The sequence below is a fragment of the Parabacteroides sp. KHUB-03 genome (assembly GCF_056640975.1).
This window is the reverse complement of sequence record NZ_CM153257.1, coordinates 3,487,035-3,499,914: the sequence shown is the minus strand read 5'-3', so window position 1 is coordinate 3,499,914 and position 12,880 is coordinate 3,487,035. Positions and strand designations below refer to the sequence as shown.

The window sequence follows — 12,880 nt, the reverse complement described above, 5'->3', positions numbered from 1 at the left end:
GCTTGTCTGAATTAAGATTAACAATGTGATTCGATTTATTTTATTGTAATTAGATTACGTTCGTCATCTTTTTCGTATGTAAATTTATGTTTGAGTTGAAGTACTTTTAGCACATGTTCGATACCGTCTTTTATACGGAATTTACCGGAATAACGATATTGAAGAAGCGGAGCCCGTTCTACCTTTATGGTTACATCATAGTAGAGTTGCATCTTTTCGATCAGATTTTCGATCGTTTCGTTTTCAAAGCAGAACAATCCGTCCTTCCATTTGAAATAATTATAATCAGGAATATGCTGTTTTGTTAGCTTTCCGTTGGTGAGCTGAGCAATTTCATTTGGTTGCAACCGCAAGTTTTTTGTCATATCCGGAGATGATATTTCGACAGCCCCTTTTAATAATGAAGTCTCAAACATATTACTTCTGTTGTATGCTTTCACATTGAATTCGGTTCCTAAAACATGTATGGCATATTTTCCTGTTTGGACTGTAAATGGGGCTTTTTTGTTATGCTGAACCGTGAAATATCCTTCTCCATCCAATTCTACGTTTCGTGCATCGGCTGTAAAATGATTCGGGAATCTAAATGTAGAATGGGAGTTAAGCCATACTTTTGTTCCATCGGCAAGAGTAAGCTCAACACGCTGGCCGGCCGGTACATAGACAGTCTGCATTTCCGGTAAAATCGTATCCTGATTGAATAATTGCTTGGTTACCATAAAACAGATGATAAGAATGGCTGCGATTTTGGTAAATTCTATGGCAATGCGATATAGATTAAATTTGTGTGCAGGTTTCTTGGTCTGGTTGTGGTCTTTTGTCACATTCCATAAAGAGATATCATATAGTTTGCGGGTAGCCATATATTGGCGCATATTTTCCGGGGATTGTTCGATCCATAACATCACGGACCTTTTCTCATCTTCGGTTGCTTCGCCTTTGATATATCGTAGTAAAAGTTCTTCCATGTAGTATTATATATTATGTGATTTATATAAATAACGATACATGGAAAGATATCCCTAGTAGAAAAGTAATATTATTATAAAAAAATCATCCCGATCATTTTTAAAAAACATCCCGATGATTTGAAAAAATGATCGGGATGTTTTTTAAATGATTAAGGATCGATATGGATCTTTAGTTTATGTTCAATTGTTTCCAAATCCAATTACTCCATTCCTCTGCTTGCTCGTCATACCAGAAGTGTCCGTCCTGCGGGTAAATATGTAACTCTTTAGGCGAAGTTATCGTATTATAAGCTGCTTGCATGGAGGTAGGAGGACATGTTTCATCGTTATATCCCCAACTGAACCATCCTGGGACGGTGAGGAATTTGGCAAAGTTTACGACATCATAATATTTGCAGACATTTTTAACCGCTTCCTTAACTTCTGTAGACTGACTAAGATAATGCGGCCATCCTCCGGCTCTTTTTTCCAGATAAGCCAGATGATCGCACATACCCGGCATTAAGGGAGCGTAAAAAGTTACACGTTTGTCTAATGCAGCAGTGATAACACTTAGGGCGCCTCCCTGGCTTGACCCGGCAACTCCTAATGTTTTATTATCAAATTGCTCAAGACTGCATAAAAAGTCTACAGCCCGTATGCAGCCGGCTATCACGCGGTTGTAGTAGAAAGCGTCACGGTCGGTATTGTTGATTTGCCAATAGTTTTTTAATGCACCGTTGAAAAGGTTGTTGTAAAAAGATTGCGTCATGGTGACCGGAATGCCGTGAATACCGATTTCCAGCGTTATGGCACCATGTGAAGCGGTGTAAACATCGCCGTTATAGGGGCGGATGCCTGCTCCGGGCACACGTAATAGTGCAGGATATTTACCTTCTTTCTTCGGTATGCAAAGAATGCCGTAGGTACGTGATCCGGGGCGGACGTTCTGGAAACTGATGTGATATACATTTACTTTGTCGGTACAACGTTCGGGCAGTAAAACCATTGTCGGGTTAAGATCTGTCTGACGGGCTTTTTCCAAAGTCGAATCCCAGTACGTCTTGAAGTCTTTAGGCATGTCCGTAACCGGTTTTATTTTTTCGGGAGCATAACCTACTGTGGCAAGGCCTGAATAATCTCTTCCATTTACATGGGCTGTTACTTTGCAGCGAAGGAATCCGGGAACAGGCATGCGTCCTTTCACTTCCAACTTGCCGTTTTTGAGCGGTTGATTTGTCTTTTTCTCTGCCGGATATTCGATTGGCCCCAACTCATAGTCGACTGTTACATCTTTCAGTTCGTTCTGCGCTTTGAATACACGGATAGTGAATGTGCATGGTTCGTTTTCGGTATACAGGCAATCCGCCTTGTCGGGCGAAACCATCACGGTAATCTCTTTGCTTTGTGCCTGTACTGCTGTAATAGAACAGAAAATCAAAATAAATAAACTAAGCGTGCGTTTAACATACGCTTTTTTCTCAAGTAGTGTTTTTCTCATGATACAGATAAATAATTTATTAATAAAGCTATGTTGCAAACTTACAGAAAAAAACTGAAAATGCCATTTTCGCCAAATATCAATTTTTTATATATGTCTAATAATTAGACAGTATTGTAAAATTATTGGACACTCCGGCTTTATTCCTGTATTTGTAATTGTCTGATGAATATAGTGTTGTCTGTTTGGGCACGTTTTTTGCAATTTATAACCGTTCTTCTCTTATGAATAAATAAACCGCATAGTGCTAACTAAATTAGAAAATTATGAAATCTATATTCAGAAACTTATACAACGTTTTTCAGAGATCTAAAAGAGCTGTGATTATAAATGTTTTAGGGTTGTCTGTTGCATTTGCAATTATTATTGTTGCAGGAATTAATTTTATGAATATGAGCATGGCTCTGATCCCTAAACGGATGAAGTCAATAAATATACATAAGTACTAGGAGGTACAAACTCGTCTATAAGAGTGAACTATATTTTTGAATCGATAATTGTAAGTTCACTTTCGTTTTTGATTGGATTGGTGTTCGTCTTTTTGGTTTCAAAAACGTCTATAACGTCTTTGTTTTCAGTATAATTGCTATTATTATATCAATTACTGGAGTTTTAGGTCTTGTGTTTTTTGAAAATGAATACCGTCAAAAAGAGATAGGCATTCGTAAGGTGCTAGGCTCCGGTGAGATGGAGATATTAGCTTTGTTTAATAAAACCTATTTAACAATTTTGATTGTATGTTTTGCGATAGCATGTGCTATAGCTCATTATTTTATTGCTAAATGGCTGGAGAATTTTTCCTTGCAGACACCTCTTTATTGGTGGGTATTCTTTGTTAGCGGATTATTCGTTGTGGTAATTACTGTAACGACTGTTAGTTGGCAGAGTTGGAAAACTGCTACGAGTAACCCGTTGGATGCTATAGTGAGATAATTTTCTCTTTCCCTACATTACCTAATGCAATTTAATAATTACATTTGCGGTTAAACTATATGATATAAAATGAGACGTATTTTCCTGATAGGCTATATGGGAGCCGGCAAAACAACGATAGGGAAGGATTTATCCAAACGGTTGGGGCTTTCATTTATAGATTTGGATTGTTATATAGAGGGCCGTTATCTTAAAACGGTGGGACAGCTTTTTGCCGAAAAAGGAGAAGATACCTTTCGCAAGATTGAACGTAATATGCTTCAGGAGGTATCCATGTTTGAAGATGTATTGATTTCTACCGGAGGAGGTACGCCTTGTTTTTTTGAAAATATGGAATTTATGAATCGAAACGGTAAAACCGTTTATTTGCGTGTTTCTGTGGATGAATTGGTAAAACGTTTAGAACTTTGTAAACATACCCGTCCGGTTCTGAAAGGTCATTCAGGAAAAGAATTGAAAGATTTTGTTGCAGAGAGTTTGAGTAAAAGAAGTCCGTTTTATGAACAGGCGTCTGTCGTTTTTGACGCCGAAGTTATGTTGACGGATTCGGATGTGCAAACCATATCTGCGGCTTTGGAAAAGATATTATAGTATTATGTTATGGAAACGACAGGTTGTGGGCAGATTCAGGGAGCTTATATTCCTCAGGAGTTATTGAAGGAAATAAGTAAAATTGGTAATCGTTTGCTGATAGGTATTCCCCGTGAACGCAATAAGGATGAAAGACGTTTGATCCTTACACCGGAAGCAGTAGACATGCTGACAGGATGCGGACATCGTGTCTTGGTGGAAAGTGGTGCCGGATTAGGAATTAATTATTCTGATAATCATTTTTCCGAAGCAGGGGCAGAAATCGTTTCTACGGCAGCCGAAGTGTTTCAGGCCGATATTATATTAAAAGTGTTACCGCCGCTGGAAGCAGAAGTTGCATTGATGCGTCCGCGAACTACCTTGTTCTCGATGATTCAGTTGAATCTGTTTACTCAGGAAGCCTACGAGCTGATGATGGCAAAACGCATTAATGCGATAGCTTACGAGCTGATAGCGGATGATCATAAAAAATATCCGGTATTGAACGTAATTTCCGAAATAGAAGGAACGGCATCTATAACCATTGCCTCCGAATTATTAAGTAACGTACAAGGGGGAAAAGGCATTCTGCTTGGAGGTATCCCCGGTGTTTCTCCCACTGAAGTTGTTATTGTGGGGGCTGGTAATGCGGGAACGGTAGCTGCGCGGGCTGCTTTAGCTTTGGGAGCCTCCGTGAAAGTATTTGATGATGATATAAATAAACTGCGGACTATCCAGCAAGTTTTGGGGCAAGGACTTTTTACCTCTACTTTTCACCCGAATGTATTACAAAATGCTTTTCGTAGTGCCGATGTTGTGATAGGAGCAATGCGATATATAAATACCCGCCACCGTTATGTAATTGCGGAAGAATTGGTCCGTACAATGAAAAAAGGAGCTTTGGTAATAGATTTGCGGATTAATCAGGGTGGCTGTTTTGAAACAACCTGTTGCTTATCTCCAGAGGAGCCGACTGTTTTTGAACAATATGGCGTATTGCACTATTGTAAGCCGAATATCAGTAACCGTGTAGCACGGACAGCATCAATGGCTTTTAGTAATATATTTGTTCCTTTACTTCTTTTTTATGGCGACGCAGGATCGATTCAAGGGCTGATAAAGGCGGATAGCGGTTTCAGGTCGGGAGTCTATATGTATTGCGGGAAACCGGTCAACAGTTATGTCTCTAATCATTTTAATTTATCCTCTAATAGTTTGGATTTATACCTCTCGGCGTTTTAAGTAGTAAAAGTTTTGTACTCGTAAAGTTTATGCTTTACTTTGCAGTGCAGGGTCTTAAATTAATAAGCGATTAAGCTAATATATAATATTATGGCAGAACAGACAAAAGTTACAACTCTGGAAAAGGTTGTAGTGCGTTTCTCGGGAGATTCCGGAGACGGCATGCAGTTAACCGGAACAATCTTTTCAAATCTGTCGGCTATTTTCGGGAATGAAATATCTACATTTCCGGACTACCCGGCCGAGGTACGTGCTCCACAAGGCACACTAAGTGGCGTATCAGGATTCCAGGTACATTTGGGATCACGTAAAATTTTTACACCAGGTGATAAGGCTGACGTATTGGTTGCAATGAATCCGGCAGCATTAAAAGTAAATGTGAAGCATTTAAAGCCGAATGCAATTGTCATTATTGATACCGATTCATTCCAGAAAAATGATCTGGATAAGGCTTTGTTTACAACAGATGATCCGTTTGCCGAACTGGGTTTGAATAGCGTACAGGTGATCGCAGCTCCTATATCTACAATGGTAAAGGAAGGGCTGGTTGAGTTTGGTCTGGATAATAAATCAGCCCTTCGTTGCAAAAATATGTTTGCCCTTGGGTTGGTATGTTGGTTGTTTGAGCGTCCTTTGGATGAAGCTATGCATATGTTGCAGAATAAGTTTGCCAAGAAGCCGGATATTGCTAAAGCTAATATTAAGGTTTTGACGGACGGGTATAATTATGGTCATAATATACATGCTTCTGTTTCAACGTATCGTATTGAAGGTAAAAAAGCAACTCCCGGGTTTTATACGGATGTGAATGGTAATAAAGCAACTTCTTACGGACTGATTGCTGCTGCAGAAAAGGCAGGTTTGCAGTTATTTCTGGGTAGCTATCCTATTACTCCGGCTACAGATATTTTACATGAGTTGTCAAAACGTAAGGATTTAGGAGTTATTACCGTACAGGCAGAGGATGAAATTGCGGGTATTTGTACTTCTATCGGAGCCAGTTTTGCAGGTTGTCTTGCTGCAACATCAACTTCAGGCCCGGGTTTGGCCTTAAAAAGTGAAGCGATCGGTTTGGCTGTAATAGCGGAACTTCCTTTAGTTATTATTGATGTTCAACGTGGTGGCCCTTCAACAGGTATGCCTACCAAGAGTGAGCAAACTGATTTAATGCAGGCTTTGTACGGACGTAATGGTGAAAGCCCGTTAGTCGTTATTGCTGCTTCTACTCCTTGTGATTGTTTTGATGCTGCGTTTTGGGCTAGTAAGTTGGCTGTTGAGCACATGACTCCTGTTATTTTATTGACAGATGCCTTTATTGCTAACGGATCTTCTGCATGGAAATTACCTGATCTGGATAAGTATCCGGAAATTAAGCCGAACTATGTTTCCAATTATAATGATGAAAAAGTATGGAAAGCTTATAGGCGTGACAAAGACAGTTTTGTTCGTTATTGGGCTGTTCCGGGTACAGAAGGATTTGCTCATCGTTTAGGTGGCCTGGAAAAGGATTATGAAACGAGTGCTATTTCTACTGATCCGGCTAACCATCAGAAGATGGTTTCTACTCGTCAGGCCAAGATAGATAAGATTGCCGATTATATACCCGAATTGGATGTTGTTGGTGATAAGGATGCTGAATTGCTGATTGTTGGATGGGGAGGAACGTATGGACACCTGTATGAAACTATGGAAACAATGCAGGAAAATGGCAAGAAAGTTGCTTTTGCACACTTTAAGTTCATTAGCCCGTTGCCAAAGAATACGGCAGAGGTTCTTTCCAAATACAAAAAGGTTGTTGTTGCTGAACAGAATAATGGGCAGTTTGCAAATTACTTACGTAGCAAAATATCAGGATTTAATCCGTATAAATTCAACCGTGTAAAAGGACAACCTTTTGTTGTCTCACGATTAGTTGAGGAATTTACTAAAATAATGGAGGCTTAAAAAGATGGCAACAGAAGAAGTAAAATTTCAACCGAAAGATTATAAAAGCGATCAGTATGTACGTTGGTGTCCGGGTTGTGGAGACCATGCAGTATTGAATTGTTTGCATAAAGCGATGGCCGAAATTGGAGTAGCTCCTCACAATATGGCTGTAATTTCTGGTATTGGGTGTTCTTCACGCTTACCTTATTATATGAATACTTATGGTTTTCATACGATACATGGCCGTGGTGCTGCTATTGCTACGGGTGTAAAGACAGCACGCCCCGATTTGAATGTATGGCTGATAACTGGTGATGGAGACTGTCTGGCTATTGGCGGTAACCATTTTATTCATGCCGTACGTCGTAATGTGGATATTAATATTGTGCTTTTCAATAATAAAATTTATGGTCTGACAAAAGGACAATATTCTCCAACGTCAGATAGAGGATTTGTTTCTAAAAGTTCTCCTTATGGAACTGTAGAAGACCCTTTTGTTCCGGCAGAGCTGGCTTTAGGAGCCCGTGGTAATTTCTTTGCCCGTGCTATAGATGTTGATTTGAAGAATACCACTGAAATCCTGGCAGCTTCGGCTCGCCATAAGGGAACATCGGTAACCGAAGTGTTAGTGAATTGCGTCATTTTCAATGATGCTATTCATAAAGGTATCGTTGATAAGGAATATCGAGCAGAACGTACTATTTTTCTTCGTCATGGAGAGAAAATGTTGTTTGGTAAGGATAACCAGAAAGGTATCGTATTGGAAGGTTTAAAGCTGAAAGCTGTAACAGTAGGAGAAGATGGTTATACAATAGATGATGTTCTTGTACATGATGCTCATGAAAAAGACAATACACTTCACATGATGCTTGCAATGATGGGAGATGATATGCCGGTAGCCTTGGGTGTGATCCGTGATGTGGATGCTCCTACATATGACGAAGCAGTTCACCAGCAGATAGAAGAAGTACAGGCCAAAAAACCGATTCGTAAGTTGCATGACCTGCTTATGAGTGGTGAAGTCTGGGAAATTAAGTAGCAAAATGAGGTGAATTGTAATCTCCACTGAGCAAATGGAATACATGTTTTGTTAAATGCATAGAAAAGAGTCATTATTACTGAAAAATTTCCTTAATAGGGTTCGGACTATAAAAAAATGTATTACTTTTGTACCGCGGTTAACAAGGGGAACTTAAAAACAGCAAGGTTAGAGTATAAGTATATTAAAACCGCTTTACTTACTGAGTGAGATAAAAATTATATAAGTCAATTATTTAAATTAATTCAAGATGGCTAATTTAGATTTAAGCAAGTACGGAATTACAGGTGTTACAGAGATTGTACACAATCCGTCTTATGATGTTCTGTTCGCTGAAGAAACAAAACCAGGTTTGCAAGGTTTTGAAAAAGGTCAGGTAAGTGACATGGGCGCTGTAAACGTTATGACAGGCGTTTATACAGGTCGTTCTCCTAAAGATAAATTCTTCGTAATGGACGAAACCAGCAAGAATACTGTATGGTGGACTTCTGACGAATACAAAAATGATAACAAGCCGGTAGATGAAAAATGCTGGAAAGCTTGTAAGGAATTAGCAACTAAAGAACTTTCTAACAAAAGATTGTTCGTTGTTGATGCATTCTGCGGTGCTAACGAAAATTCTCGTTTGAAACTGCGTTTCATCATGGAAGTTGCATGGCAAGCTCATTTCGTAACAAACATGTTCATTCGTCCTACAGCTGAAGAACTAAAGAACTTCGGTGAACCGGATTTCGTTATCATGAACGCTTCTAAAGCAAAAGTTGAAAATTACAAAGAACTTGGCTTGAACTCTGAAACTGCTGTTGTATTCAACCTGACTGAAAAGATCCAGGTTATCCTGAATACTTGGTACGGTGGTGAAATGAAGAAAGGTATGTTCTCTTATATGAACTATCTGTTACCGTTGCAGGGTATGGCTTCTATGCACTGTTCTGCTAACACAGACAAAGAAGGCAAGAGTTCTGCTATCTTCTTCGGTTTGTCAGGTACAGGTAAGACTACATTATCTACAGATCCGAAACGTCTGTTGATTGGTGATGACGAACACGGATGGGATGATGAAGGTGTATTCAACTTCGAAGGTGGTTGCTATGCTAAGGTTATCAATCTTGACAAAGATAGCGAACCGGATATCTGGAATGCTATCAAACGCGACGCTTTGTTGGAAAACTGTACTCTTGATGCTGAAGGTCATATTAACTTCGCAGATAAGAGCGTAACAGAAAATACTCGTGTTTCTTATCCTATTTATCATATTGAAAACATTGTTAAGCCGGTTTCTAAAGGACCTCACGCTAAACAAGTTATCTTCTTGTCTGCAGATGCATTTGGTGTATTGCCTCCTGTATCTATCCTGACTCCGGAACAGACTCAGTATTACTTCTTGTCTGGTTTCACGGCTAAATTGGCTGGTACAGAACGAGGTATTACTGAACCTACTCCTACTTTCTCTGCTTGTTTCGGTGCTGCATTCTTATCATTGCACCCAACAAAATATGGCGAAGAGTTGGTTAAGAAAATGCAGAAAACCGGTGCTAAGGCATATTTGGTAAATACAGGTTGGAATGGTACTGGTAAGCGTATTTCTATCAAGGATACAAGAGGTATCATCGATGCTATCCTTGATGGTTCTATTGATAAAGCTCCTACAAAGGTTATCCCTTATTTCGACTTTGTTGTTCCGACAGCTCTTCCAGGTGTTGATCCGAATATCCTTGATCCTCGCGATACATATGCAAGCCCTGCACAATGGGATGAAAAAGCTAAGGATTTGGCTACCCGCTTCCAGAAAAACTTCGCTAAGTTTACTGGCAACGCAACAGGTAAGGCTTTGGTTGCTGCTGGTCCTAAGTTATAATTGGTTAAAATTCGTTGGTAATTTTTACTTACGATTAGAAATATTTGAATTAAAAAGCTCAGAATATTACATTCTGGGCTTTTTTTTGTTATATATGAGTTAATTTTATTAGAATTGTGAAGTTGTTTTAAAAATATATTCATATCTTTACCCCAAATTATCTGTTATTACAGGGAAAGAAGGTATAATGATTAAAAAACTAATATATTTTGTCGGAATCTTGTTGTTTTTGTCATCATGTGGCAGGAATGATACTTACCAGATAGAGGGTAAACTTATAAATCTGGAAGACCAGACAATATATGCCGTTTTTGAAGGAGGTGATTATAAGGTTGTTGATACCGTAACTTGCGAAAAGCCAGGCGTTTTTGTAATTGAACAGGCACAAAATGATTTTAATTGTGTAACTGTGTTTTTTGAAAATAAAACCCGGTGGATTACTGCATATCTGAAGCCGGGAGAAAAAGTAACAATATCGGGAGATGCGCAATATCCTTTGTTGCTGCAAGTAAAAGGCGGACGTATTAATGATAAATTATCAGCTATGCGTAGAGGTATAGCACCTTTGCTAAAAGAATTTACCGATCTGAATCGTATATTAAACGAAAAGAAATACAATAGTGCGATAGAAGAAGCCGATGTAGCTTCACGTTTGGCAAATGTAAATTTGCAATTGTCGGAGCACGCTATGGAATATATAAAGGAAAATCCTGATGAAGAAGCATCTATTGTATTGATTCAGTTATTTTTTAATGATGCCGAAGATACACGTAAAACAGATGAATTATTAGCTTTGCTAGATCCGAAGATAAAGAGTTTTTATCTTGTGCGTGAGTTGGAACAAGCCAGTGCCCGTGCAAAACGGACAGCTATTGGAGCCGAAGCACCCGGATTTACAGTAAAAAATATATATGGGAATTCGGTTAGCCTTGATTCGTTTTCTCAGAAATATGTATTGTTGGCTTTTACTGCTCCCTGGTGTGACATGTGCCAAACAGAAGACCTTTATCTGGATAAGGTAGCAACTGAATATCCAAAAGAAAAACTAGATATTTTATTAATCAGCCTGGACGATAATCAAAAAGGCGTTCGCGATGTATTAAAGAAAGATAGCATTGACTGGAATCTGGTAACCGATTCAGCCGGACAAGCCACAATGCTTATCGATTTATATAATGTGAATGCTTTACCCCGTTGTTTTTTAATAGATGAAGAAGGTAAGATCCTTTTGAAAACGGATAATGGGGCGGAAATAAAACAGACGTTGGAAAATCTGATTGAAAGATAAGAAGTCCGACTATAACTTATAAATCTTAACTATGTTAGTAAAATCCTATGCTGCTGCCTTGCAGGGTATCTCGGCTACTGTTGTCACTATTGAAGTAAATTGTACGAAAGGAATCCAGTTCTTTTTGGTAGGGTTGCCGGATGTTGCTGTTCGTGAAAGCCATGAACGGATAATATCAGCATTACAGGTAAGCGGTTATAAATTTCCCCGAAATCGAATTGTTATAAATATGGCTCCAGCGGATATCCGGAAAGAAGGTTCGGCTTATGACCTTCCTTTGGCCGTAGGGATATTGGCTGCAGCAGAAGAACTGGATGTCTCTCTGCTTGATAAATTCCTGCTGATGGGTGAGCTGTCATTGGATGGAAGCCTTTTACCTATAAAAGGAGCTTTATCTATAGCAATTAAAGCCAGGGAATCGGGTTTTAAAGGTTTTATCCTTCCGAAGCAGAATGCTCGTGAAGCTGCTGTTGTAAATGATCTGGATGTGTATGGTGCAACTAATATTAAAGAGGTTATCGAGTTTATGAATGGTAACCAGACAATGCAACCAACAATTGTAGATACCCGGAAAGAGTTTTATGAGCAGCAGGACTTTTTTGATTATGATTTTTCGGATGTTCGCGGCCAGGAGAATGTAAAAAGAGCGTTAGAAGTTGCTGCAGCCGGCGGCCATAATTTAATAATGGTAGGGCCACCGGGAAGCGGCAAATCTATGTTGGCAAAACGTTTACCATCAATTTTGCCTCCTTTTACATTGCGGGAATCACTTGAAACAACTAAGATACATTCGGTTGCAGGTAAGATAAGTGGTGATACATCTCTTATGGTTCAACGTCCGTTCCGTTCTCCGCATCATACAATTTCTACGGTAGCAATGGTTGGCGGCGGAAGCTTTCCTCAACCCGGAGAAATTAGCCTGGCACAAAATGGAATCCTTTTCCTTGATGAACTTCCGGAATTCAATCGTAGTGTTCTTGAAGTCATGCGCCAGCCGCTTGAAGATCGTAAGATAAGTATTTCCAGAGCACGTTTTACTGTCGATTATCCGGCTAGCTTTATGTTAATAGCCTCGATGAATCCATGCCCTTGTGGTTATTATAATCATCCGGAACGTCCCTGCTTGTGTACTCCCGGAGCTGTACAAAAGTATATGAACCGTATTTCCGGTCCATTACTTGACCGTATAGATATACAGATTGAAATAGTTCCGGTTCCTTTTGAAAAGATATCTGAGCAACGCCCTTCCGAGTCCAGTGCGCTGGTTCGTAAGCGTGTAGTGAAGGCTCGCGCAATTCAGCAAAAACGTTTTGTTGACTGCAATGATATTTATTGTAATGCACAGATGACTACCCGGTTGCTCCACAAATACGCTGTCCCTGACGAAACGGGTTTATTGCTTTTGAAAAATGCTATGCAGCGCCTTCATCTTTCTGCACGGGCATATGATCGTATATTAAAAGTATCCCGTACCATTGCCGATTTGGATGGTTCTTCCGATATACATTCTTCCCATTTAGCTGAGGCCATTAATTATCGTAATCTGGATAGGGAAAATTGGGGTACGTAATTC

At 39.4% G+C, this 12,880-nt stretch carries 10 protein-coding genes; 8 read left to right on the top strand and 2 right to left on the bottom strand.

Annotation, left to right across the window (positions count from 1 at the left end; all coding sequences use genetic code 11):
- Window positions 1-35: 35 nt before the first annotated feature.
- Window positions 36-968 (bottom strand): FecR family protein, encoded by a 933-nt coding sequence (locus ACYIB7_RS14945; RefSeq protein WP_103983665.1) that lies wholly within the window; start codon window positions 966-968, stop codon window positions 36-38.
- A 172-nt stretch (window positions 969-1,140) separates the two neighbouring features.
- Window positions 1,141-2,451, bottom strand: a complete 1,311-nt coding sequence (locus ACYIB7_RS14940; protein WP_103983664.1) for an acetylxylan esterase — start codon at window positions 2,449-2,451, stop codon at window positions 1,141-1,143.
- Between the two features lie 621 nt (window positions 2,452-3,072).
- Between ACYIB7_RS14940 and ACYIB7_RS14935 the strand changes: the two genes are divergently transcribed.
- The 8 genes from ACYIB7_RS14935 to ACYIB7_RS14900 all read left to right on the top strand — a co-directional run bounded on the left by ACYIB7_RS14935 (window position 3,073) and on the right by ACYIB7_RS14900 (window position 12,877).
- Complete coding sequence (locus tag ACYIB7_RS14935; protein WP_160034706.1) at window positions 3,073-3,384, top strand: ABC transporter permease; 312 nt, start codon at window positions 3,073-3,075, stop codon at window positions 3,382-3,384.
- A 69-nt stretch (window positions 3,385-3,453) separates the two neighbouring features.
- The gene (locus ACYIB7_RS14930) at window positions 3,454-3,975 is read left to right on the top strand and encodes a shikimate kinase (RefSeq protein WP_480337632.1); all 522 of its coding nucleotides are present in this window, start codon (window positions 3,454-3,456) and stop codon (window positions 3,973-3,975) included.
- Between the two features lie 9 nt (window positions 3,976-3,984).
- The gene (locus ACYIB7_RS14925) at window positions 3,985-5,196 is read left to right on the top strand and encodes an alanine dehydrogenase (protein WP_099464687.1); all 1,212 of its coding nucleotides are present in this window, start codon (window positions 3,985-3,987) and stop codon (window positions 5,194-5,196) included.
- Between the two features lie 90 nt (window positions 5,197-5,286).
- Window positions 5,287-7,140: a 2-oxoacid:acceptor oxidoreductase subunit alpha gene (locus ACYIB7_RS14920; RefSeq protein WP_103983660.1), complete on the top strand. Its 1,854-nt coding sequence runs from the start codon at window positions 5,287-5,289 to the stop codon at window positions 7,138-7,140.
- 4 nt (window positions 7,141-7,144) lie between these two features.
- Complete coding sequence (locus ACYIB7_RS14915; protein WP_480337630.1) at window positions 7,145-8,161, top strand: 2-oxoacid:ferredoxin oxidoreductase subunit beta; 1,017 nt, start codon at window positions 7,145-7,147, stop codon at window positions 8,159-8,161.
- A 250-nt stretch (window positions 8,162-8,411) separates the two neighbouring features.
- Entirely contained in the window at window positions 8,412-10,019 is a 1,608-nt protein-coding gene (pckA, locus tag ACYIB7_RS14910; protein ID WP_099464684.1) for a phosphoenolpyruvate carboxykinase (ATP), read from the top strand.
- A gap of 187 nt (window positions 10,020-10,206) precedes the next feature.
- Window positions 10,207-11,307 carry a TlpA disulfide reductase family protein gene (locus ACYIB7_RS14905; RefSeq protein ID WP_103983658.1) on the top strand — a complete coding sequence of 367 codons (1,101 nt, stop codon included), beginning with the start codon at window positions 10,207-10,209 and terminating at the stop codon, window positions 11,305-11,307.
- 31 nt (window positions 11,308-11,338) lie between these two features.
- Window positions 11,339-12,877: a YifB family Mg chelatase-like AAA ATPase gene (locus ACYIB7_RS14900; protein ID WP_480337629.1), complete on the top strand. Its 1,539-nt coding sequence runs from the start codon at window positions 11,339-11,341 to the stop codon at window positions 12,875-12,877.
- Window positions 12,878-12,880: the final 3 nt, after the last annotated feature.

Bases quoted from the DNA above. Each gene is read 5' to 3' on its own strand.
- ACYIB7_RS14900 (WP_480337629.1), top strand. From the start codon at position 11,339: ATGTTAGTAAAATCCTATGCTGCTGCCTTGCAGGGTATCTCGGCTACT.
- ACYIB7_RS14915 (WP_480337630.1), top strand. From the start codon at position 7,145: ATGGCAACAGAAGAAGTAAAATTTCAACCGAAAGATTATAAAAGCGAT.
- ACYIB7_RS14920 (WP_103983660.1), top strand. From the start codon at position 5,287: ATGGCAGAACAGACAAAAGTTACAACTCTGGAAAAGGTTGTAGTGCGT.
- pckA (WP_099464684.1), top strand. From the start codon at position 8,412: ATGGCTAATTTAGATTTAAGCAAGTACGGAATTACAGGTGTTACAGAG.
- ACYIB7_RS14925 (WP_099464687.1), top strand. From the start codon at position 3,985: ATGGAAACGACAGGTTGTGGGCAGATTCAGGGAGCTTATATTCCTCAG.
- ACYIB7_RS14940 (WP_103983664.1), bottom strand. From the start codon at position 2,451: ATGAGAAAAACACTACTTGAGAAAAAAGCGTATGTTAAACGCACGCTT.
- ACYIB7_RS14905 (WP_103983658.1), top strand. From the start codon at position 10,207: ATGATTAAAAAACTAATATATTTTGTCGGAATCTTGTTGTTTTTGTCA.
- ACYIB7_RS14945 (WP_103983665.1), bottom strand. From the start codon at position 968: ATGGAAGAACTTTTACTACGATATATCAAAGGCGAAGCAACCGAAGAT.
- ACYIB7_RS14930 (WP_480337632.1), top strand. From the start codon at position 3,454: ATGAGACGTATTTTCCTGATAGGCTATATGGGAGCCGGCAAAACAACG.